Below are 22,136 nucleotides of genomic sequence, written 5' to 3'. Positions count from 1 at the left end.
ATGGAAACACAACGTCTGCGTATCGCCATGCAAAAGTCCGGTCGTCTGAGCCAGGACTCCCAGGCCCTGTTCAAGAGCTGCGGCCTCAAGATAAACCTGCGCGAGCAACGCCTTATCGCCCATGTCGAAAACATGCCCATCGACATCCTGCGGGTGCGTGATGACGATATCCCGGGGCTGGTAATGGAAGGGGTGGTCGACCTTGGCATCATTGGCGAGAACGTGCTGGAAGAGGTGCAGCTCATCCGCGCCTCCCAGGGACAGCCCTTTGCGGTCAAGACCCTCAAGCAGCTCGATTTTGGCGGCTGCCGCCTCTCCCTGGCGGTGCCGGACGACGTCAACTACACCGGGCCAGAGAGCCTCGCCGGCAAGCGCATCGCCACCTCCTACCCGGGGCTGCTCGGTCGCTTCTTCGCCGAACGAGATATTCCCTTCAAGAGCGTGATGCTGGGGGGCTCGGTGGAAGTGGCGCCGCGCGCTGGCCTGGCCGACGCCATCTGCGATCTGGTCTCCACCGGCGCGACCCTGGAGGCTAACGGCCTGAAAGAGGTGGAGGTGATCTACCGCTCCAAGGCGGTACTGGTACAGGCCCCCAACCCCCTGTCTGATGCCAAGCAGAAGCTTATCGACAAGCTGCTGCCCCGCATTCAGGGGATGCAGCAGGCCCGCGAGAGCAAGTACATCATGCTGCACGCCCCCAAAGAGAAGCTCGATGCCATCACCAGTCTGCTGCCGGGGGCCGAGCGCCCCACCATCATGCAGCTGGCGGGCGAGACCAATCAGGTGGCGCTGCACGTCGTCTCCAGCGAAACCCTGTTCTGGGAGACCATGGAACAGCTCAAGGCCCTGGGTGCCAGCTCCATTCTGGTGCTGCCCATTGAGAAGATGATGGAATAAGGATGGACACATGCAGACCCTGATCTGGAAGACCCTCTCCCCCGCCCAGCAGGCCGACGTGCTGACCCGGCCCGCCCTGAGTGACGAAGCCGACATCGGCGCCGTGGTACGGGAGATCATCGGCTCGGTACGCAGCCGGGGGGATGAAGCTCTACGCGAGTTGAGCCAGCGCTTCGAGCGTGCCCCCCGCCAGCAGTTGCAGGTGAGCGAGGCCGAAATTGACGCGGCGTGTGCACGCTTGGGGGATGACATCAAAGGCGCCATCGAGGCGGCGATTGCCAATATTCGCGCCTTCCACGCCGCCCAACAGCAGCCTGTGGTGCGGGTGGAAACCCAGCCCGGGGTGGTGTGCGAACTGCGCACCCAGCCCATCGGCCGGGTCGGCCTCTATGTGCCGGGGGGCAGCGCCCCGCTCCCCTCCACCGTGATGATGCTGGCCATTCCGGCCCGCCTGGCCGGTTGCCGTGAAGTGGTGCTCTGCACCCCGTCCCCCGCCAGCGACGAGATCCTGTTTGCCGCCCGTGCCTGCGGCGTGCAGAAAGTGTTCGCCATCGGCGGCGCCCAGGCCATCGCCGCCATGGCCTATGGCACCGAGACTATCCCCGAGGTGGACAAAATCTTCGGCCCGGGCAACGCCTACGTGACCGAGGCCAAGGGGCAGGTCTCCCGCGACTGGCGCGGCGCCGCCATCGACATGCCGGCCGGCCCCTCCGAGGTGCTGGTGATCGCCGACGAGAGCGCCAACCCGGCCTTCGTGGCGGCGGATCTGCTCTCTCAGGCCGAGCACGGCCCGGACAGCCAGGTAGTGCTGGTGACCACCTCGCCCCTGCTGGCCGATGCCATCGGCGCCGAGATCAAGGGCCAACTGGCCAAACTGACTCGCCGCGACATCGCCGCCAAGGCGCTGGGTTCAAGCCTGGTGATCCTCTGCGATAACCTGGATGAAGCGTGTGCCATCTCCAACGCCTATGCACCGGAGCACCTCATCGTGCAGACCCGTGCACCCCGCGAGCTGCTGGACCGACTCGAGAATGCCGGCTCCATCTTCCTCGGGGCATGGACTCCCGAATCCGTCGGGGATTACGCCAGCGGCACCAACCACACCCTGCCCACCTATGGCTATGCCCGCACCTGCTCCAGCCTGGGACTGGCGGACTACCAGCGCCGCTACACGGTGCAGGAGCTAAGCGAGAGTGGCATCCGCGGCCTTGGCCCCATCGTCGAGCGCATCGCCCAGGCCGAGGGGCTCGATGGCCACAAAAATGCCGTCACTCTGAGATTGCAGGCCCTCGCGGGCGCCGCCCAAACCGGTTCACAGCAAAAGGATTTGTCATGAGCATTGCCAATCTGGCGCGCCGCGTGGTGCGCGCCCTCACCCCTTACCAATCCGCCCGTCGCATCGGTGGCAAGGGTCATGTCTGGCTCAACGCCAACGAGGCCCCGCAGGCCTACCCCTTTACCGTCGAGGGGAGCCGTCTCAACCGCTATCCCGAACCCCAACCAACCGAAGTGGTCAACGGCTACGCCGCCTACGCCGGAGTCAATCCGGATCAGGTGCTGGTGAGCCGCGGCGCCGATGAGGCCATCGAGCTCTTGATCCGCACCTTCTGCGAAGCGGGTGAAGATCAGATCCTCATCTGCCCGCCCACCTACGGCATGTACGCCATCAGCGCCGAAACCTGTGGCGTGGGCATCGTCGAACAGCCGCTCACCGCCAGCCGCCAGCCGGACTGGCCCGCCATCGCCGATCGTCTCGGTGACGTGAACCTGGTGTTCCTCTGCTCCCCCAACAACCCCACCGGGGATCTGGTAGGCCGCGACGGGCTTATCGCCCTGCTGGAGAAGGCCCGGGATCGCGCCATCGTGGTGGTGGACGAGGCCTATATCGAGTTCTGCCCCGAGGCTTCCGTGGTGGACCTGCTGGCTCGCTTCCCCAATCTGGTGGTGACCCGCACCCTCTCCAAGGCCTTTGCCCTGGCGGGGATCCGCTGCGGCTTTACCCTGGCAAGCCCGGAGGTGATCGCCATGCTGGCCAAGGTGATCGCCCCCTATCCCATCCCGGAGCCCATCGCCCAGATTGCGGTTCAGGCCCTCTCCCCCATGGGGCTGGCACTGATGTCAGAGCGGGTATTGGAGCTCAACAAACAAAAGGCACAGCTCAAAACCGAGCTTGCCACTTTGTCGTGCGTAAAAGAGGTGTTCGAGGACAAGGGCAACTTCGTGCTGGTGCGCTTTGTGGATGGCGCCAGCGTGTTTGCCGCCATGAAGGCCGCCGGCATCATCTTACGGGACTTCTCGACCAAGCCGGGCCTTGATAACAGCATTCGCGTCACCATCGGCTATCAGGGCGAGATGGACGCCGTGCTGGCCGTGCTGCGTGACCTGCCCTCTCCCACTTTGTAAGACAAGGATGTAGCGATGAAGACCCCGTTTTTGTTTATCGACCGCGACGGCACCCTGATTGAAGAGCCGGTGACTGACAAGCAGGTGGACAGCCTCGCCAAGCTGCGCTTCGAACCCATGGTGATCCCGGTGCTGTGCGAGCTGCAGGCCGCCGGTTACGTGCTGGTGATGGTGACCAACCAGGATGGGCTGGGCACCGCCAGCCTGCCGCTGGAGAACTTCCAGCCCCCCCACGATCTGATGATGCACCTCTTTGAATCGCAAGGGGTGAGCTGGGAAAAAGTGCTGATCTGCCCCCACTTCCCCACCGACGGTTGTAGTTGCCGCAAGCCCCACCTTGGCCTGGTGAAGGAGTATCTCGCCTCGGGTCGCATCGACTTTGCCAACTCCTTCGTGATTGGCGATCGTCAGACCGATCTGCAGCTCGCCGAGAACATGGGCATCGGCGGTATTCGCTACCACCCGCAAGATCACAACTGGCTCGCCATTCGTGATCAGCTGCTCTCCAAAGGACGAGTTGCCGAGGTGGAGCGTTACACCAAGGAGACCCGAATCCAGGTGGCAGTGGATTTAGACAAGAGCGGCGGCAACCAGATCGATACCGGCATTGGCTTTTTTGATCACATGCTCGATCAGATAGCGACCCACGCAGGTTTCAGGCTCAAGCTCAAGGTGAGCGGCGATTTGCACATCGACGATCATCACACGGTAGAAGACGTCGGCCTCGCGCTCGGTCAGGTGCTGCGCCAGGCCCTTGGCAACAAGCGCGGCATCGGCCGCTTCGGCTTCGTGCTGGCGATGGACGAGGTACAGGCGGTGATCGATGGCCGCCCGCGTGCGGATGAAGAGACCCCGCTCACCGAGCAGGAGGTCGCCACCGCGCTGGATTTAAGCGGTCGTCCCTACTTCGTGTTCGACTGCCCGAGCGGTTTTGGCCGCGACAGCGTGGGCGAGATGGCCACCGAGATGGTGCCCCACTTCTTTCGCTCCCTCTCGGACGCCATGGCCATCACATTGCAGATGAAGGTCGGCAGCGGCAACACCCACCACCAGGTGGAGGCGCTGTTCAAGGGCTTCGGCCGCGCCCTGCGCCAGGCGATCCGGGTGGAAGGGAGCGAACTTCCCTCCAGCAAGGGGGTGTTGTGATGGATGTGAGCAAACAGAAGCTGGTTATTATCGACACTGCATGGATGGTGCGAATCTCGCCAATCGACTTGGGTAGGGACACACTATGAGCAATCAAAAACTGGTCATCATCGATACTGGCTGTGCCAATCTGGCGTCGGTCAGGATGGCGTTCGAGCGCCTCGGCGCGGCGCCTCGGATCTCCCGCGAGGCGGCCGACATCGAAGCGGCCGACAAGCTGATCCTGCCCGGGGTCGGCACCGCCGTGGCCGCCATGAAGAACCTCAACGAGCGCAATCTGGTGCCGCTCATTCGCGCCGCCAAACAGCCGCTGCTGGGCTTTTGCCTCGGCATGCAGATGCTGGCGGAGGCCTCCGAAGAGATCATGAGTGAGGACGAAGACAAGGGCGGGCTTATCGACTGCCTCGGCATAGTACCGGGCAAGATCCGGCTGATGGAGGTGGGCAACTTGCGCCTGCCCCATATGGGCTGGAACCAAGTGGAGCACGATGAGAGCCACCCTCTGCTCAAGGGTATTTCAAGCGGCAGCTACTTCTATTTCGTCCACTCCTACGCCCTGGAGGTGACCGGCGCCACCATCGCCACCTGCGACTATGGCCAGCCGTTTACCGCCATCGTCGGTCGTGACAACTTCTTCGGCGCCCAATTCCACCCAGAGCGATCCGGCGCGGCCGGTGCCCGCCTACTGCAAAACTTTCTGGAGCTTTAACAAGGATGATTATCCCAGCCATTGATCTGATTAACGGCCAAGTCGTGAGGCTCTATCAGGGCGACTACGACCAGAAGACCGCCTACAGCGACAGCCCGCAGGCCCGTTTCGATGAATATGTCTCCCAGGGGGCGGTGCAGCTGCACCTGGTGGATCTGGATGGTGCCAAGGATGCCAAGGCGCGCCAGCTCCCCCTCATCGCCCAGCTGCTGTCGGCGACCGAGGCGCCGGTGCAGGTGGGGGGCGGCGTGCGCAGCGAGCAGGATGTAGCGGATCTGCTGGCCGCCGGTGCCAGCCGGGTGGTGATCGGCTCCACCGCCGTCAAATCGCCGGATCTGGTGGCCAGCTGGATGGAAAAATACGGCCCCGAGCGCATCGTGCTGGCGCTGGACGTCAATATCGATGCCCAAGGCAATCGCCATATTGCGGTGGCCGGCTGGCAGGAGAACAGCGGGGTAACCATAGAGGCGTTGATCGAGCGTTTTCTGCCTGCCGGGCTCAAGCACGTGCTCTGCACCGACATCAGCCGTGACGGCACCCTGGCCGGCACCAACGTCGAACTCTACCGGGATCTCTGCGCCCGCTACCCGAGCGTTGGTTTCCAGGCCTCCGGCGGCATTGGCGGCATCGAGGACATCGAGGCGCTCAAGGGCTCCGGGGTCAAGGGGATCATCCTCGGCCGCGCCCTGCTCGAGGGCAAGTTCTCGGTGGGCGACGCCATCGCCTGCTGGGCGACCCCTGCTGCATCCACCACAGCCACAGGAGGCAACTGATGCTGGCAAGACGAATCATCCCCTGTCTCGACGTCAAGGATGGCGTGGTGGTCAAGGGCGTGCAGTTTCGCAACCACGAAGTGATGGGCGGCATTGTCGAGCTGGCCCGCCGCTACGCCGAGGAAGGTGCCGACGAGCTGGTGTTTTATGACATCACCGCCTCAAGCGATGCCCGGGTGGTGGACAAGAGCTGGGTGAGCCGGGTGGCAGAGGTGATCGATATCCCCTTCTGCGTCGCCGGCGGCATCAAGAGCGTCGACGATGCCCGCCAGATCCTGGAGTTTGGTGCCGACAAGGTATCCATCAACTCCCCGGCCCTGGCGGATCCCCGCCTTATCACCCGGCTGGCCGAGCGATTTGGCGTGCAGTGCGTGGTAGTGGGCATCGACTCCTATTTTGATGCCCAAACCGGCCACTATCAGGTCAAGCAGTTTACCGGCGACGAGAGCCGCACCCGCACCACCGCCTGGCACACCCTTGACTGGGTGCAGGAGGTACAAAAACGCGGCGCGGGCGAAATTGTGCTGAACGTGATGAACCAGGATGGCATGCGCCAGGGCTATGATCTCGAGCAGCTCAAGCTGGTGCGGGCCGTCTGCAAGGTGCCGCTGATTGCCTCCGGCGGCGCCGGCGCCATGGAACACTTTCGCGATGCCTTCACCCTCGCCGACGTGGACGGGGCCCTGGCCGCCTCCGTGTTCCACAAGGGGCTTATCCCCATTCCCGAATTGAAACGCTGGCTGAAAACCGAAGGAGTCGCCATCCGTGAATAATCAAGCTGTAAACAACGCATTGCCGCTGGTCGAGCGGCTCGATTGGGCCAAGTGCGACGGCATGATCCCCGCCATCGTCCAGCATGCTGCCAGTGGCGAAGTGCTGATGCAGGGCTTTATGACGAAGGAAGCCCTGGACAAAACCCTGGCGACCGGCCAGGTCACCTTCTTTAGTCGCAGCAAGCAGCGCCTCTGGACCAAGGGGGAGAGTTCGGGCCATGTGTTGAAACTCGTCGCCATCAGCACCGACTGCGATCAGGATTCCCTGTTGGTCGCCGCCGATCCCGTGGGCCCCACCTGCCACAAAGGGACAACCTCCTGCTTCGACGGTCACCCAGTGCCGCCCCTTGGCTTTTTGGCCGAGCTTGAGCAGATCCTGGCGGCCCGCAAGGGGGCCGATCCTGCCACCAGCTACACCGCCAGCCTCTATGGCAAGGGCACCAAGCGCATCGCCCAGAAGGTAGGTGAAGAGGGGGTGGAAGTGGCCCTGGCCGCCATGGCCAAGGATCGGGAGGAGCTCATCAACGAATCCGCGGATCTGCTCTATCACCTGACCGTGCTACTGCAAAACGAAGGGCTGGGATTACAGGATGTGGTGCAGCGGCTTTATGAGCGTCATAATAAATAACTGTATATTGATAGATGGGCGTAAAGCCCATCTATCATAGTAACAAGGTAGATAATTCGACTAAATCAACATAATCAGTGTGTGAAAGTTTTTTACTTTCAATAAGCCTATGGTATCTAGCTCCGCTATCGTATGTTTTATTACCTCTAACTACTAAATCAGGGATATTATGCATAGTATTTCTTTCTAATTTTCCTAATGAATACCCCTCCAACTCAAACAGTAAATCATGAATGCTAACAATATATTCAAACATATTATTAAAAGCCGTAAAAACTTCTATCCCCACTCTGTTGTCAATATATAAGAAAGGAACTTCAATAGGACCCTGCATCCTTGATTTAAAGTAAAGTAAACCTTCTTGCTTCTCATTAACTCTTATTAGGGTTTTACTCAAAGAAGTTCCACTATCACGAAAAACCACATAGGCTTTTGGAGAAAAGTTATGCAGAGCTAATAAAAATGACAAATATATAATATCAACTGAGTTTTGATTTGCTGAGCTCAATGCGGCAGAAAGGCAGTCAATAAAACTTTCCATTTCTCTCGCTGAAACGTTAAAAGCATCTATTACCATCGAAAGTAGAGATACTAAACTATCTGTTTTATTGAAAGACTGGATGGATTTAGAGTTATAAAAATCTATATTTTTTTCTATAAGCTCTCGGATAAAAATATTACTAGGGTATTGCTTTAGATAAAAACGTCTTCTAAAAAAGCGACTTAGATATGATTGAGCATCAAAGTCTTCCCCGTAAATAACCTTGATGGCATGTTGTAACTGTTCTGTATCCGTTGCCAACATGTACAGATCTAGTTATCACCTGACACCGGCCTCAAACCGGTGTCTTGTTTACGCTACTTTAGTGCGCACTTCCTTCGGTATCAATTTCAGACCCTTTTTGAACATGCTGTAGGGGGTCTGACCCTCCATCATCCTGCCCTGATGTGGTCGCTGGTTGTTGTAGTGATCCAGATAGCGATCCAGGTCTGTCTGTATCTGCTCCACCGACTCATACCAGGTTGTCCTCCCTTTGATACGGAAGTGTTCATCCAACAAGGTTCGATGCAGCCGTTCGATAAAGCCGTTGCTCTGTGGCCTGCGTACCTTGGTGGTCCGGTGCTCAATCCCCTCCAGTTGCAGGAACAGCTCGTAGGGATGATGGTCAGGGCGCCCGCAGAACTTGCGCCCATTGTCCGACAGGATGGTATAGACCTGTGCCTCGTGGGCCTCGAAAAACGGCAGCACCGTTTCGTTGAGTACATGGACCGAAGTCACCGGCAGCTTGCTGGTGTAGAGCCGTCCCCAGGCGTGGCGACTGTAGCAGTCCAGCACGGTTTGCAGATACACCTTGCCCACCCCCTTGAGCGCGCCGACGAAGAAGGTGTCGACCGCCACCAGTTCTCCGGTGTAGTGGACCTCAATCTGGCGTTCGCGAAACTCGGGGCTGAAGCGTTCTAACAGGCGAATTTGCTCGTCGTTGAGCTCAATGGTCTGCTCCCGGTGGGTTTTCTCGAGGCGTAACAAGCGGTCGTGCTTGGAGAGCAAGTCGTGCCGTTGCCACACGCCCCACCGGCACTGACGTTGATACCTTGCAGAGCCAGTTCTTGTGCGACACGCAGCGGGCCATGGGTTGGTCTGGTGAGGGAGTAATCGAGGATGGCCTGTTCAATCTCGGGCGCAACCCGGTTGGGATGAGCCCCTTTACAACCGGGCAATTTGTCGAGTAACCCCTCGGCGCCATAGGTCTGGTAATTACGGCGAATTTCGTAGAACTGCTGGCGGCTGTAGCCGATGAGCTTGCAGGCTTTGCTGACGTTATTGAGCTCTTTGGCGAGCTCTAGCAGGCTGAGTTTGCGACGTGCTACTTTCTCGTTGGTGGTCATACGGTGACTCCGGATAACACGGTAGGGGTACCGTTTTGTTATCCGGTTTGAAGCCGTATGACCACTCCCTTTTGTGGGCAACTGTCAGGTGAATACCATCTCCATACAGCCAACACAAACACTACACCTGGAATATCGAAGATATGCTTGATGGTCTCCAGCATCTCTACCGCATAAGAAGGGCGACAACGATCCAGCTCATCAATCAGAATAAATGCGGGATAATCCAGTTCTCCATTACTTAAACCAACAGCCCCCTCAACCCATTGCCGTATTTCTTTTTTGAGATACTGGATAGATTCATAACGCTCTTTCTGATTGCTGCAAAGGGCATCAACCAACTGATTGGCATCCTCTCCTTCCAGAGAAAAATCGTCTTCTTCCAATCCAGCTTTCTTGATGGCCGCTTTCAACGCCAGTTTGCCGCCCACTTTAAATAATCCTAGTAGCCGCTGGCGCATACCTTCCGGGATTGTATTGTCTTTCCCTGCAACCTCTTTTAGCTGATCGATTATCGACGAAATGACCGTCAGCAAGGGATCATCGGAAAAGTCCTGCTGCCAGGCATCGATATAGACGGTGGGATAGTGCGGTTTCAGCTCCATATACCAACGCTTGATAAACCAGGTTTTACCCGCCCCCCACTCGGCATTGAGATTGAGCACATAGTTGCGCTGCTTGCCTTCGGTAGCGAGGTAGTTGGTCAGAAACTCGGCATAGCGGGCACGATCCAGCCGATCGGCACTCAAGCGCTCTTCACTGCCCACGATGGCTCCCGGCCCCTCCCAGATTACCGAAGCACTCCAATCAAACCCCGCCGATGTCATCTCACTGATCTCCCGATAGATACTGCCGGGAATGATATCAATACCTGCGGAAAAATAACTTGATAGAGGCGCTGTTTGTGACCCTTTTATGCACGCGCCTGCCCGACTGACAAGGGAGTAGAAAGGGTGATCGGACAGCAATAAGTATAAAAAAGGCGTATCCGCAGATACGCCTTGCGATAGAGACTCACCACTTCGTGGTGACAACCAACCCTTAGGAGGCCAGCTTGCCGTCCAGCTCGGCAATCTTGGCCGACCAGTAGGCCGGGCCTGTCTCGTGGATATTGTTACCCTGGGAGTCGACTGCCACAGTCACCGGCATATCTTCCACTTCAAACTCGTAGATGGCCTCCATGCCGAGATCGGCAAAGGCGACCACGCGAGCCTTCTTGATGGCCTTGGCCACCAGATAGGCGGCGCCGCCGACGGCCATCAGATAGACGGCCTGGTGTTGCTTGATGCTCTCGACGGTTTTCGGGCCGCGCTCGGACTTGCCGATCATGCCGATAAGGCCGGTTTCACCCAGCATCATGTCGGTGAACTTGTCCATCCGGGTAGAGGTGGTGGGGCCGGCGGGGCCGACCACTTCGTCACGCACCGCATCGACCGGGCCGACGTAATAGATGAAGCGGTTGGTGAAATCGACCCCTTCCGGCAGCCCTTCACCACGCGCCAGCATGTCGGCGATGCGCTTGTGGGCGGCGTCACGACCGGTGAGGATCTTGCCCGACAGCAACACGGTATCGCCGCTCTTCCAGCTGGCGAGCTCGGCCTTGGTGATGCCATCGACGTTGACGCGGCGTACGTTGCCGCCCGCCTCGCGGGTGATCTCGGGCCAATCTTCCAGTTTCGGCGGGGTCAGTTCGGCCGGGCCGGAACCATCGAGCTCGAAGTGTACGTGACGGGTGGCCGCGCAGTTGGGGATCATCACCACCGGCTTGGAGGCGGCGTGGGTCGGAGCGGATTTGACCTTCACATCCAGCACGGTCGTGAGGCCGCCAAGGCCCTGGGCGCCGATACCGAGCTTGTTGACCTTGTCATAGAGCTCGACGCGCAGCTTCTCTTCGGTGGTTTCGGGGCCGCGGGCGATCAGCTCCTGGATGTCGATATGCTCCATCAGGGCCTCTTTGGCCAGCACGGCCGCCTTCTCGGCGGTGCCGCCAATGCCGATGCCGAGCATGCCCGGCGGGCACCAGCCAGCACCCATGGTGGGCACTGTTTTAACGACCCACTCGACGATGTCGTCGGAGGGGTTGAGCATCACCATCTTGGATTTGTTCTCGGAGCCACCGCCCTTGGCCGCGATGCTCACTTCCACCTTGTTGCCCGGGATCATGTCGATGTGCACCACGGCCGGCGCATTGTCTTTGGTGTTCTTGCGGCTGCCGGCCGGATCGGCCAGCACGGAGGCGCGCAGCGGGTTGTCCGGGTTGGTGTAAGCGCGGCGGGTGCCCTCGTCCACCATCTCCTGCACCGTCATGTCGCTGTCCCACTGCACCTGCATGCCGATCTTCACGAAACAGGTGACGATGCCGGTGTCCTGACAGAGCGGACGGTGGCCCTCGGCGGACATGCGGGAGTTGATCAGGATCTGGGCCAGGGCATCTTTGGCCGCCGGGTTGGCTTCCCGATCATAGGCGGCCTTGGCAGCCTGAACGAAATCGAGGGGGTGGTAATAGGAGATGTACTGAAGGGCGTCGGCGATGGAATCGATAAAGTCCTGTTTTTTTATAATGCTCATATCTTCCTCACTGGTCCTTGTCCGTGCCACAGGGCAAAACAAGGGCTTCCATATGATTGGCTATGCGGTCGTGCTGACCAAAAACTATCAGCCAGCAAAAAACGAACGGCACAGCAGTTTTTTCTTTAGTCACCGACACCTATGATACGCTTGCCGTCCCGCACCGACTAGGGGCCACAAACTAAACTGTTGCCTGTGTAACAAAAAATGACGCCAACACTTCATATTTATCACTTCGATCATCACCCGCGCCTGCACGATCAGTTTGCCCTGTTGCAACACCAGCCCTGGGCCATGCTGCTGGAGTCAGCCGGGCCAATCGGCGCCGACAACGGTTTTGACATCATCACCGCCGATCCGCTGGCCACCCTGGAGACCCGGGGGCCCCTCACCACCCTGCGCCAGGGTGATCAGCAGAGCGAGTACCATGACGATCCCCTCGCCCTGCTGGCCCGCACCCAGCGCGCGCTGCTGGGGGAACTTTCAGAGCAGGCAACCAGGCTCCCGTTTATCGGTGGGGCACTGGGGCTCTTTGGCTATGATCTGGGTCGCCGCTTCGAGCGATTGCCGGTGCAGGCCGCCGCCGATATCGACGTGCCGGACATGGCGGTGGGGATCTACGACTGGGCGCTGCTGCGCGATGTGGCCAGCGGCAGGTGGCAACTGGTGCACTGGGGCGACGAGGCGGGGCTGGCGAAGCGTCTGGCCTGGCTTGAGCAGCAACAGTGCAAACCGGCGCCGGCCTTCTCCTTGCAAGGTGAATGGCAGAGCAATATGAGCCGCGCCGAGTATGGCGAGAAGTTTGCCCGCATCCAGGCCTATCTCGCCGCCGGGGATTGCTACCAGATCAACCTGACCCAGCGTTTCCAGGCCCCCTATCAGGGGGATGAGTGGCACGCCTATTGCGCCCTCGCCGTCGCCAACAAGGCCCCCTTCTCCGCCTTTGTCCGATTGCCGCACAGCGCCATTTTGAGCCTCTCCCCCGAGCGCTTCCTGCTCCTCGATGGCCGTCATATCGAAACCAAACCCATCAAGGGCACCCGGGCCCGCCATTCTGATCCAGAGATGGATCGCCAGATAGCCCAGGAGTTGTCCCAGGCGGACAAGGACAGATCGGAAAATTTGATGATCGTGGATCTGCTGCGCAACGACATCGGCCGGGTGAGTCGACCCGGCTCGGTCAGCGTGCCTCATCTGTTTGCGGTGGAATCCTTCCCCGCCGTGCATCACCTGGTCTCCACCATTCACGGCGAGCTCGACGAGCGCTGGCAGGGGGTCGATCTGCTGCGGGCCTGCTTCCCGGGCGGCTCCATCACCGGCGCCCCCAAGATCCGCGCCATGGAGATCATCGAGGAGCTGGAGCCGCAGCGACGCAACGCCTATTGCGGCAGCATCGGCTATGTGAGCCAGCACGGACGGATGGACACCAGCATCTGCATTCGCACCCTGATCGCCGAGAACAGCCATCTCTCCTGCTGGGCCGGTGGCGGCATCATCGCCGACTCCGATGCCGACAGCGAATATCAGGAGACCTACGACAAGGTGGCCCGGATCCTCCCCCACCTCTCGGCCTTGTGATAAAAATCTTTTTCTTTAACCCGGCATGGAGCCACGGCACAGTGGCTGACGATGAACATGGATAGCCACGACATGGATAGCAATGAACTGCTGACCCGCTTTCAACTTCAACTGCCGGCGCCAGCCCATCGGCTGGCCATAGCCGGACTCAAACCGGCGGCCGTACTGCTGCCGGTGGTAGAACGCGAGCAGGGGTTGCAGCTGCTGCTGACCCGTCGCAGCCCCCATCTGCGCCACCATGCGGGCCAGATAAGCTTTCCCGGGGGGCGCCAGGATCCGCAAGACAGGGATCTGATCCAGACCGCCCTGCGCGAAACCGAGGAGGAGCTCGGCATCAGCCCCCGCCAGATCCGCGTCATCGGTACCCTGAGTCCGCTCAATACCGTCTCCCAGTACGATGTGCTGCCGGTGCTCGGGCTGGTCGAGGGGGATTACCAGCTCACCCTCAGCCAGGATGAGGTGGCTCAGGCATTCGAAGTGCCCCTTGCCCACCTGCTCAATCCCGCCAACCACATCGCCCTCACCTTTCCCCGCAAGCAACAGTGGCACACCGTCTACTGGATACCCTGGCAAGATCATTTCATCTGGGGCGCCACCGCCAGCATGATCCGCCAGCTCTCACGGCATATCGCAAAATAACAATCTGGATACATTTTGGCGTACAGAACTTGCGCTTTAACATTAAACTAACGTGGCAAATGATAAACAAAAATTGATTTTTTAGTATTTTGATCACGTTTCTATAAGAAAGTGCGGTTTTTCACGTTAGTAAGGTGAATTTGATCAACATTTTTAATCGAAAAAAAAGTATCCTTGCGCCGACTCAATAAAAAACCACACATTCGGGGTGAGATAGATGTCTAAAACTGTCATTGGCGCACAGGATGTTGCGACCGCACAGGAGCAAGGATTCAGCTCCGTCCAGACCACCAATGGTTGGGCGAAACAAGACACCACCTGGGTGATCAGTCTGTTCGGTACCGCCGTCGGCGCCGGCATTCTGTTCCTGCCGATCAACGCCGGCATGGGCGGCTTCTGGCCGCTGGTCGTGATGGCGCTGTTGGTCGGCCCCATGACTTACCTGGCGCACCGCGGCCTGGCCCGTTTCGTCCTCTCCTCCAAGCAGAAAGATGCAGACATCACCAAAGTGGTGGAAGAGCACTTCGGCGTCGGCGCAGGCAAGCTCATCACCCTGCTCTACTTCTTCGCCATCTACCCCATCGTGCTGATCTACGGCGTGGGCATCACCAACACGGTTGAAAGCTTCATGGTCAACCAGCTGCAGATGGCTGCCCCGCCGCGCTGGATCCTCTCCATCGTGCTGATCATGGGCATGATGTCCGTGATGCTGGCCGGTGAGAAGCTGATGCTGAAAGTGACCGAGTTCTTGGTCTACCCGCTCATCGCCATCCTGGCCGGTATCTCCCTCTACCTGATCCCGGACTGGACCGGTGCCGCTCTGGCGCAGGTGCCGTCTGCCAAGGATTTCGCCACCACCCTGTGGCTGACCATCCCTGTGCTGGTGTTCGCCTTCAACCACAGCCCGGCCATCTCCAGCTTTGCCCTGGCCCAGCGTCGTGACTACGGTGATCGCGCCGTCGAGAAATCCGATGCCATCCTCAAGCGTACCGCCATGGTGCTGCTGGGCTTCGTGATGTTCTTCGTCTTCTCCTGCGTGATGAGCCTGACTCCGGCCCAGCTGGCCGAAGCCAAGGCCCAGAACATCGCCGTGCTCTCCTACCTGGCCAACCAGCATGCGAGCCCGATCATCTCCTACTTCGGTCCGCTGGTTGCGTTCGTCGCCATCGTCTCCTCCTTCTTTGGCCACTATCTGGGTGCCCGTGAAGGCCTGAAAGGGATGATCGTCCAGAACATGACCAAGGCGGGCAAAGAGCCGGATCAAAAGAAGGTTGAGCTGTTCATCATCGGTTTCTTCATCCTGACCCTGTGGGGCACCGCCGTGGCCAACCCCTCCATCCTGGGCATGATTGAATCGCTGGGCGGCCCCATCATCGCCACCATCCTGTTCCTGATGCCGATGTACGCCATCAAGCGTGTACCGGCCATGGCGAAGTACCAGGGCCAGATCAGCAACGTGTTCGTTGCCACCATGGGTCTGATTGCCATCTCCGCCATCTTCTATCAGCTGGTTGGTTAATCCCTCCCGCTGCCGAACCAAAATGCCAGCCGTTATCCGGCTGGCATTTTTTATGGGCGCGCTGCGCCAGTCCCCCCTCTCTTGCCGACATATCCCATCTAACATCCCCTGTATCCCCTAAGTTCCGTTAACCCTGTCCTGTTTCCCGAATAATCGACCTCTCCCATCCGGTGGGAAAGCACCGGGCACAACACGCTCAACCACCCTGTTGCTTGCATCAACCTCCTGCCGCACATCTGTGTTGTATAAGAAAACACATCGTCGCACCTTTCCCGTAGCCCGCCAGACATTGACTAAAGTCATGGCTGTAGCTGCCATCCTGCCGCCATGGCTTTGCCAATCCACGGTAAAGCCCCGGACGTTGCAATAAGATGTAGTGCAGTCGTAGCTTGCCCTTCCCGCCATGAGGTTTCGCATCTTTGTATCCAGACTCTCACTCGTGCTCTGAACCAGACATGGCGTTCAGGCATGACAGGCCAGCAAACGACTGGCTCAGCCTGATGCGATGCCAACGCCCCGCAAAAACCTTATTTGCAGGAATAAAAAAGCGCCCTCAGAAGAGGGCGCCAAATAACAGAGAAGGTGGGTAACGAGATCAAGCTTCGCGGCTTGGGATCGCCTCGGCGTCCATCAGGCTCTCGTCTTCGGCCATGCAGGCCGCGGCGGTAAACAGCACATCGGTGGAGCTGTTGAGGGCCGTTTCAGCGGAATCCTGCAGTACCCCGATGATGAAGCCAACGGCCACCACCTGCATGGCGATGTCGTTGCTGATCCCGAACAGGCTGCATGCCAGCGGGATCAGCAGCAGGGAGCCACCGGCCACACCGGAGGCGCCGCAAGCACTGACGGTGGCAACCACGGAGAGCAACAGAGCCGTGGCCAGATCCACTTCCACTCCCAGGGTATGCACTGCCGCCATGGCCAGCACGGTAATGGTAATGGCGGCGCCGGCCATGTTGATGGTAGCGCCCAGCGGAATGGAGACCGCATAGGTATCTTCCGGCAGACGCAGTTTTTCACACAGGGCCATGTTGACCGGGATGTTGGCAGCGGAGCTGCGGGTAAAGAAGGCGGTCACGCCGCTCTCTTTGAGGCAGGTCAGCACCAGCGGATAGGGGTTGCGCTTGATCTTCCAGAACACGATCAGCGGGTTGACCACGAAAGCGATGAACAGCATGCAGCCGATCAGCACCACCAGCAGCTGGGCATAGCCGAACAGGGCATCGAAGCCGGTCTCGGCCAGAGTGGAGGCAACCAGGCCCAGGATACCAAGCGGAGCGCAACGGATCACCGCCTTGACGATGGTGGAGACACCGTGGGAGAGATCGGAGATCAGCGCCTTGGTGCTCTCATTGGCATGACGCATGGCGATACCAAGACCGATGGCCCAGGCCAGGATCCCGATGTAGTTGGCATCCATCAACGCCTTGACCGGGTTGGTCACGATGTTGAACAGCAGGGTTTGCAGCACTTCTGTGATGCCGCCCGGCGGAGTGATCTCGGCGGTGTTGGCTACCAGATGCAGGTTGGAGGGGAACAGGAAGCTGGCCATGACAGCGACGACGGCCGCCGCGAAAGTGCCAAACAGATAGAGTACCAGCAAGGGGCGGATGTTGGTTTTCTGCCCCTGCTTGTGGCCTATGATGGCCGCCATCACCAGCACAAAGACCAGCAGTGGTGCGACCGCCTTCAATGCGCCGACAAACAGGCTGCCGAGCAGGCCGGCTGCCCTGGCCCACTCGGGGGCAAACATGGCCAGCAGGATACCGAATACCAGACCAACCAGGATCTGGCTGACAAGACTGGTGCTATTGACCAGCCGGATAAGAGGGTGTTGTTGTGTCATCAAAAAGTCCCTAGGCACCGTAGTGCATGATTCATGAGTCCTGTCTGCAATCCCGCATTGAGAAGCGCCTGCCCCTCATATGAGATAACCGCAGCCAGCCTTCTGTCGGGCCGATCCGGCGGTTATCAGGATTGCTTGATGGAATATCCCATTCGCCATCTTTTTTTTCCAGAGAATCACCAAAAAATATCCGGCTTTTATCACAAAATTCCGCAACAAACTCTTAACCGGAATGAAACCACCCGTTTTTGTACGCATTTCAACCAGTCTTTACCGACTTACTCACTCCCGTTCTCAAGGGGTCGCTGTGTTATCATTGCCGATTTGCGCTGGAGCCCTGCCATGATCCCGACCCTGCTGACCCGACACTTTGGTTTTTCCGGACTCAGACCCGGCCAGGAGAGGGTGATCAACCGGGTGCTGGCAGGCCAAAGCGCGGCCGCCATCTTCCCCACCGGTTCAGGCAAATCCCTTTGTTATCAGTTGCCCGCCCTCGCCCTGCCCCATCTCACCCTGGTGATCTCGCCCCTGCTGGCCTTGATGCACGATCAGCTCGCCTTTCTCAAAAGCAAGGGGATCTGTGCCGCGACCCTCGATTCCAGTCAGAGTGCGGAAGAGAGCCGTCAGGTGATGCAGCAAGCCCTGGATGGCCAGTTGAAGATCCTGATGATCTCGGTGGAGCGACTCAAGAACGAGCGCTTTCGCCGCTTTATCCAGCAGGTGCCGCTGTCGCTGCTGGTGGTGGATGAGGCGCACTGCATCTCGGAGTGGGGCCACAACTTTCGCCCCGACTACCTCAAGCTGCCGCACTATCGCGAGGAGCTGAAAATACCCCAGGTATTGCTGCTGACCGCCACCGCCACCCGGGCGGTCATCAAGGATATGCAGGCCAAATTTGCCATCGAGCCCGATAACGTGATCGTAACCGGCTTTTATCGCCCCAATCTCGATCTCGCCGTGGTGCCGCTTCCCCCCGAGGAGCGCGATAGCTGGCTCGCCCAAACCTTGCGCGCAGACCCCGGCCTGCCCACCATAATCTATGTCACCCTGCAACACACCGCCGAGCAGTGCGCCGGAATGTTGCAACAGCAGGGGCTCAGTGTACGTGCCTATCACGCCGGGCTTGATGCTGAGGTGCGCAGCCAGATCCAGCGGGAGTTCATGACCGGCCGGGTGGATTGCATCGTCGCCACCATCGCCTTTGGCATGGGGGTCGACAAGGCGGATATCCGCCGGGTGATTCATTACGATCTGCCCAAATCCATCGAGAACTACAGCCAGGAGATTGGCCGGGCCGGTCGCGATGGACAACTCTCGCACTGCACCGTGCTGGCCAACCAGAGCCAGCTGCCGGTGCTGGAAAATTTCGTCTATGGCGATACCCCGGATCTGGCGGCCATCCGCCAGTTGCTTGACATCATTGCAGGCAGCGGCCCGCAGTGGGAATTCACCCTGCTGCGCCTCTCAAACGAAATAAATATCCGCCAGCTGCCTCTCAAGACCCTGCTGGTTTATCTGGAAATGGCGGGCATCATCACGCCGGCCTATAGCTATTTTGCCGACTACCGCTTCAAGTTCGTGCTGGATAAAAGCGACATCCTCGCCCGCTTCAACCCGGATCGGCGCCAGTTTCTGGAACAATTGTTTGCCTGCGCGCCCTTGGCACGCAGCTGGTGCACCATGGATTTCGAGGCGCTCTGGCAGGGTTATCAGGGAGAACGCCAGCGGGCGGTTGCGGCCCTCGACTATCTGCAACAGCAGGGCTGGATTGAACTCGAGAGCAAACAGATGACCGAGGTCTACCGGGTCAATCAACAGGGGTGGAACAAAGAAGAAGAGGCGCTGCGGCTGCACAGCCTTTTCTTGCAAAATGAGCAGAGCGAGCTTGCCAGACTGCAGGCCATGCTGAACTTTTTCACCGCCGACGATTGCCTGAGCCACCGCCTGGCCCGCTATTTTGCCGATGAAGCCGCCCCCGCCCGGTGCGGCCACTGCTCCGTCTGTCGCGGCCAGGTTGCCGTGCTCCCGCCCTTGCCCCGACTGGCCATGCCAAACGAGGCGGGCATCCGCGCCTGGTGCGAGCCCCTCATCGCCAAGACAGGCACACAGGATGAACGCGTCCTGGCCCGTTTCCTGTGTGGCATCGCCACACCGCTCACCACCCGGGTCAAGGCCAGATCCCTGGCCGGGTTTGGCCAACTGGCTGCCCATCCCTTTGCCAACGTGTTGCAGGCCTTAAAGCAGGCCTACTCCTGAGCACAAAGCAAGCTGCGCACCACTACATTATTTTCAGCAGACAAAAAAAGAAGACCCTCGCCTTTGCGAGGGTCAAGCCAACGGAAACGTGCTTAAACAGAGCTTAGTGCCACAACAAACCGCTCTCTTGCTAAAGCGGCTTGTCAACTGCACATGGCCAATCTAGATGAGTGAAATTGTAGCGTCAATGTAAAAATTAGAGCTATAACTTCAAACAAACTACATTACGTTGACGTTAGCGTAATGATAGATTTATTGATATTCCCGCCAACTGGCGCCACGTCTAGCTTCCCGTTTCACCTGCATCGACTCGCCCGGACCTGCCCGCAAGAAAAGAAACATTTATTTTTTATGTCTTTGACATTTACCTCACTATCATGGCAAAAATAATTTAACAGTCAGTAACATAGCTGTGTTGCTGGCTGACCGGCCCACTCGGTAAGCCGGCCGGTTTCGTCACTGTGTCATCAATCAAATAGGGATGGATTACTGGGGCCTGTTGACTAGGCTTTAAATGCAAGACCAAACAAATAGTGATCCGCTCATTTTCAGGGTAAGCGACTATAACGAGGGCAAAGTTATGGGCATCTTCGAGCATTACCAACAGCGATATGAGAAAGCCAGGGAAGAGGAATACAGCATCCAGGAGTTTCTGGACATGTGTAAGCAGGACAAATCCTGCTACGCCTCTGCCGCCGAACGCCTGCTGACCGCCATTGGCGAGCCGGAGATGGTCGATACCTCCGCCAATCCCAGACTGAGCCGACTCTTCTCCAACCGGGTCGTGGCCCGCTATCCCGCCTTCAAGGACTTCTACGGGATGGAAGAGGCCATCGAACAGATCGTCTCCTACCTCAAACACTCCGCCCAGGGGTTGGAAGAGAAGAAACAGATCCTCTATCTGCTGGGCCCGGTCGGGGGCGGTAAATCCTCTCTCGCGGAGAAACTCAAATCCCTGATGCAAAAGGTGCCTATTTATCGCATCAAGGGCTCACCGGTCAACGACCACCCCTTCTGTCTGTTCGACATCGAGGAAGATGGCGAGCTGCTGGAGAAGGAGTACGGCATTCCGCGCCGTTACCTGCGCCCCATCATGTCCCCCTGGGTTGCCAAGCGACTGCACGAGTTCGGGGGCGACATCACCAAGTTCAAGGTGGAGAAGGTCAATCCCTCCATCCTCGACCAGATCGCCATTGCCAAGACCGAGCCTGGCGATGACAACAACCAGGACATCTCCTCCCTGGTCGGCAAGGTGGACATCCGCATGCTGGAGCACTTTGCCCAGGATGACGCCGACGCTTACTCCTACTCGGGCGCGCTGTGCAAGGCGAACCAGGGGATCATGGAGTTCGTCGAGATGTTCAAAGCCCCCATCAAGGTGCTGCACCCACTGCTGACCGCCACCCAAGAGGGGAACTACAACGGCACCGAGGGGCTCTCCGCCCTCCCCTTCGACGGCATCCTGCTGGCCCACTCCAACGAATCCGAGTGGCAGCAGTTCCGCAACAACAAGAACAACGAAGCCTTCCTCGACCGGGTTTACATCGTCAAGGTGCCCTACTGCCTGCGCGTTTCGGAAGAGGTGAAGATCTACGAAAAACTGCTGGTCAACAGCGAGCTGACCGAGGCCAAATGCGCCCCGGGCACCCTCGAGCTGCTGGGCCAATTCTCCGTGCTGTCGCGCCTCAAGGAGCCGGAAAACTCCAGCATCTACTCCAAGATGCGGGTTTATGACGGAGAAAGCCTCAAAGACACGGATCCCAAGGCCAAGAGCTATCAGGAGTACCGCGACTACGCCGGTGTGGATGAGGGGATGAATGGTCTTTCTACCCGCTTTGCGTTCAAGATCCTCTCCCGCGTCTTCAACTTCGACCACGCGGAAGTGGCCGCCAACCCGGTCCACCTCTTCTATGTGCTGGAGCAGCAGATCGAACGGGAACAGTTCCCGCAAGAGCTGCACGATCGCTATCTGGAGTTCATCAAGGGCTACCTGACCCCGCGCTACGTAGAGTTCATCGGCAAAGAGATCCAGACCGCCTACCTCGAGTCCTACTCCGAGTACGGCCAGAACATCTTCGATCGCTATGTCACCTACGCCGACTTCTGGATCCAGGATCAGGAGTACCGTGATCCCGAGACCGGCCAGCTGTTTGACCGCGCCTCGCTCAACAGCGAGCTGGAGAAGATCGAAAAACCTGCCGGGATCAGCAACCCGAAGGATTTCCGTAACGAAATCGTCAACTTCGTGTTGCGCGCCCGGGCCAACAATGCAGGCCGTAACCCCAACTGGACCAGTTACGAGAAGCTGCGCACCGTGATCGAGAAGAAGATGTTCTCCAACACGGAAGAGCTGCTGCCGGTTATCTCCTTCAACAGCAAAACCTCGGCCGAGGAGCAGAAGAAGCACGATAACTTTGTCGAACGGATGATGGAGAAAGGCTACACCCGCAAACAGGTGCGACTGCTCTCCGAATGGTATCTCAGGGTCCGCAAGTCATCCTGACCCTGACCTGT

Annotated in this window: 17 protein-coding genes and 1 pseudogene; 13 read left to right on the top strand and 5 right to left on the bottom strand. The window is 58.7% G+C overall.

Annotation, left to right across the window (positions count from 1 at the left end):
* From hisG to hisIE, 8 genes are all read left to right on the top strand, one after another.
* Positions 1-897, top strand: coding sequence for an ATP phosphoribosyltransferase (gene hisG, locus I6L37_RS15400; protein ID WP_216992304.1), 897 nt, complete (start codon positions 1-3; stop codon positions 895-897).
* 10 nt (positions 898-907) lie between these two features.
* On the top strand, positions 908-2,233 hold the full coding sequence (gene hisD, locus I6L37_RS15395; RefSeq protein WP_216992303.1) for a histidinol dehydrogenase: 1,326 nt from the start codon (positions 908-910) through the stop codon (positions 2,231-2,233).
* The gene (gene hisC, locus I6L37_RS15390) at positions 2,230-3,300 is read left to right on the top strand and encodes a histidinol-phosphate transaminase (protein WP_216992302.1); all 1,071 of its coding nucleotides are present in this window, start codon (positions 2,230-2,232) and stop codon (positions 3,298-3,300) included. The genes hisD and hisC overlap by 4 nt, the downstream gene beginning before the upstream one ends.
* A 15-nt stretch (positions 3,301-3,315) precedes the next feature.
* Positions 3,316-4,446: a bifunctional histidinol-phosphatase/imidazoleglycerol-phosphate dehydratase HisB gene (gene hisB, locus I6L37_RS15385; protein WP_216992301.1), complete on the top strand. Its 1,131-nt coding sequence runs from the start codon at positions 3,316-3,318 to the stop codon at positions 4,444-4,446.
* A gap of 85 nt (positions 4,447-4,531) precedes the next feature.
* Positions 4,532-5,155, top strand: a complete 624-nt coding sequence (hisH, locus tag I6L37_RS15380) for an imidazole glycerol phosphate synthase subunit HisH (RefSeq protein ID WP_216992300.1) — start codon at positions 4,532-4,534, stop codon at positions 5,153-5,155.
* 5 nt (positions 5,156-5,160) lie between these two features.
* Positions 5,161-5,928 carry a 1-(5-phosphoribosyl)-5-[(5-phosphoribosylamino)methylideneamino]imidazole-4-carboxamide isomerase gene (gene hisA, locus I6L37_RS15375; RefSeq protein ID WP_216992299.1) on the top strand — a complete coding sequence of 256 codons (768 nt, stop codon included), beginning with the start codon at positions 5,161-5,163 and terminating at the stop codon, positions 5,926-5,928.
* Positions 5,928-6,701, top strand: coding sequence for an imidazole glycerol phosphate synthase subunit HisF (hisF, locus tag I6L37_RS15370; protein WP_042069437.1), 774 nt, complete (start codon positions 5,928-5,930; stop codon positions 6,699-6,701). The genes hisA and hisF overlap by 1 nt, the downstream gene beginning before the upstream one ends.
* Entirely contained in the window at positions 6,694-7,329 is a 636-nt protein-coding gene (gene hisIE, locus I6L37_RS15365; RefSeq protein WP_216992298.1) for a bifunctional phosphoribosyl-AMP cyclohydrolase/phosphoribosyl-ATP diphosphatase HisIE, read from the top strand. Before hisF ends, hisIE begins: the two co-directional genes overlap by 8 nt.
* A gap of 34 nt (positions 7,330-7,363) precedes the next feature.
* Here the strand turns inward: hisIE and I6L37_RS15360 are convergent, their stop codons facing one another.
* The 4 genes and pseudogenes from I6L37_RS15360 to I6L37_RS15345 form a co-directional block, all read right to left on the bottom strand.
* The gene (locus I6L37_RS15360; protein ID WP_216992297.1) at positions 7,364-8,134 is read right to left on the bottom strand and encodes a P-loop NTPase fold protein; all 771 of its coding nucleotides are present in this window, start codon (positions 8,132-8,134) and stop codon (positions 7,364-7,366) included.
* A 48-nt stretch (positions 8,135-8,182) separates the two neighbouring features.
* Positions 8,183-9,216 (bottom strand): annotated as a pseudogene (locus I6L37_RS15355) (IS481 family transposase).
* Between the two features lie 38 nt (positions 9,217-9,254).
* The gene (locus I6L37_RS15350; RefSeq protein WP_254203496.1) at positions 9,255-10,250 is read right to left on the bottom strand and encodes a P-loop NTPase fold protein; all 996 of its coding nucleotides are present in this window, start codon (positions 10,248-10,250) and stop codon (positions 9,255-9,257) included.
* Positions 10,251-10,257: 7 nt separating this feature from the next.
* A complete protein-coding gene (locus tag I6L37_RS15345; protein ID WP_042026294.1) occupies positions 10,258-11,784 on the bottom strand; it encodes a fumarate hydratase in 1,527 nt (508 codons plus the stop codon).
* A gap of 294 nt (positions 11,785-12,078) precedes the next feature.
* On the opposite strand from I6L37_RS15345, the gene pabB reads away from it, so the two are divergent.
* The 3 genes from pabB (at position 12,079) to I6L37_RS15330 (ending at position 15,520) form a co-directional block, all read left to right on the top strand.
* Positions 12,079-13,362 (top strand): aminodeoxychorismate synthase component I, encoded by a 1,284-nt coding sequence (gene pabB / locus I6L37_RS15340; RefSeq protein ID WP_254203585.1) that lies wholly within the window; start codon positions 12,079-12,081, stop codon positions 13,360-13,362.
* A gap of 72 nt (positions 13,363-13,434) precedes the next feature.
* Complete coding sequence (locus I6L37_RS15335; RefSeq protein ID WP_042070018.1) at positions 13,435-14,001, top strand: CoA pyrophosphatase; 567 nt, start codon at positions 13,435-13,437, stop codon at positions 13,999-14,001.
* Positions 14,002-14,218: 217 nt separating this feature from the next.
* Positions 14,219-15,520 (top strand): serine/threonine transporter, encoded by a 1,302-nt coding sequence (locus I6L37_RS15330; protein WP_216992295.1) that lies wholly within the window; start codon positions 14,219-14,221, stop codon positions 15,518-15,520.
* Between the two features lie 595 nt (positions 15,521-16,115).
* Here I6L37_RS15330 and sstT read toward each other — a convergent pair.
* A complete protein-coding gene (gene sstT / locus I6L37_RS15325) occupies positions 16,116-17,366 on the bottom strand; it encodes a serine/threonine transporter SstT (protein WP_042026295.1) in 1,251 nt (416 codons plus the stop codon).
* Between the two features lie 342 nt (positions 17,367-17,708).
* Here sstT and I6L37_RS15320 point away from each other — a divergent pair, with 342 nt between their 5' ends.
* Both I6L37_RS15320 and I6L37_RS15315 read left to right on the top strand, forming a co-directional pair.
* Positions 17,709-19,622 (top strand): ATP-dependent DNA helicase RecQ, encoded by a 1,914-nt coding sequence (locus tag I6L37_RS15320; RefSeq protein ID WP_216992294.1) that lies wholly within the window; start codon positions 17,709-17,711, stop codon positions 19,620-19,622.
* Positions 19,623-20,202: 580 nt separating this feature from the next.
* The gene (locus I6L37_RS15315) at positions 20,203-22,125 is read left to right on the top strand and encodes a PrkA family serine protein kinase (protein WP_026457556.1); all 1,923 of its coding nucleotides are present in this window, start codon (positions 20,203-20,205) and stop codon (positions 22,123-22,125) included.
* Positions 22,126-22,136: the final 11 nt, after the last annotated feature.

The organism is Aeromonas sp. FDAARGOS 1407 (assembly GCF_019048725.1).
In the GTDB taxonomy this organism is placed as follows: domain Bacteria; phylum Pseudomonadota; class Gammaproteobacteria; order Enterobacterales; family Aeromonadaceae; genus Aeromonas; species Aeromonas enteropelogenes.
The sequence above is the reverse complement of the archived record's forward strand: the minus strand, read 5'-3'. Positions and strand labels throughout refer to the sequence as shown.

Coding starts and splice junctions, on each gene's coding strand:
- hisD (WP_216992303.1), top strand. CDS start 908: ATGCAGACCCTGATCTGGAAGACCCTCTCCCCCGCCCAGCAGGCCGAC.
- I6L37_RS15330 (WP_216992295.1), top strand. CDS start 14,219: ATGTCTAAAACTGTCATTGGCGCACAGGATGTTGCGACCGCACAGGAG.
- I6L37_RS15335 (WP_042070018.1), top strand. CDS start 13,435: ATGGATAGCAATGAACTGCTGACCCGCTTTCAACTTCAACTGCCGGCG.
- pabB (WP_254203585.1), top strand. CDS start 12,079: ATGCTGCTGGAGTCAGCCGGGCCAATCGGCGCCGACAACGGTTTTGAC.
- I6L37_RS15315 (WP_026457556.1), top strand. CDS start 20,203: ATGGGCATCTTCGAGCATTACCAACAGCGATATGAGAAAGCCAGGGAA.
- hisC (WP_216992302.1), top strand. CDS start 2,230: ATGAGCATTGCCAATCTGGCGCGCCGCGTGGTGCGCGCCCTCACCCCT.
- I6L37_RS15360 (WP_216992297.1), bottom strand. CDS start 8,134: ATGTTGGCAACGGATACAGAACAGTTACAACATGCCATCAAGGTTATT.
- hisB (WP_216992301.1), top strand. CDS start 3,316: ATGAAGACCCCGTTTTTGTTTATCGACCGCGACGGCACCCTGATTGAA.
- I6L37_RS15320 (WP_216992294.1), top strand. CDS start 17,709: ATGATCCCGACCCTGCTGACCCGACACTTTGGTTTTTCCGGACTCAGA.
- I6L37_RS15345 (WP_042026294.1), bottom strand. CDS start 11,784: ATGAGCATTATAAAAAAACAGGACTTTATCGATTCCATCGCCGACGCC.
- hisF (WP_042069437.1), top strand. CDS start 5,928: ATGCTGGCAAGACGAATCATCCCCTGTCTCGACGTCAAGGATGGCGTG.
- sstT (WP_042026295.1), bottom strand. CDS start 17,366: ATGACACAACAACACCCTCTTATCCGGCTGGTCAATAGCACCAGTCTT.
- hisA (WP_216992299.1), top strand. CDS start 5,161: ATGATTATCCCAGCCATTGATCTGATTAACGGCCAAGTCGTGAGGCTC.
- hisH (WP_216992300.1), top strand. CDS start 4,532: ATGAGCAATCAAAAACTGGTCATCATCGATACTGGCTGTGCCAATCTG.
- hisG (WP_216992304.1), top strand. CDS start 1: ATGGAAACACAACGTCTGCGTATCGCCATGCAAAAGTCCGGTCGTCTG.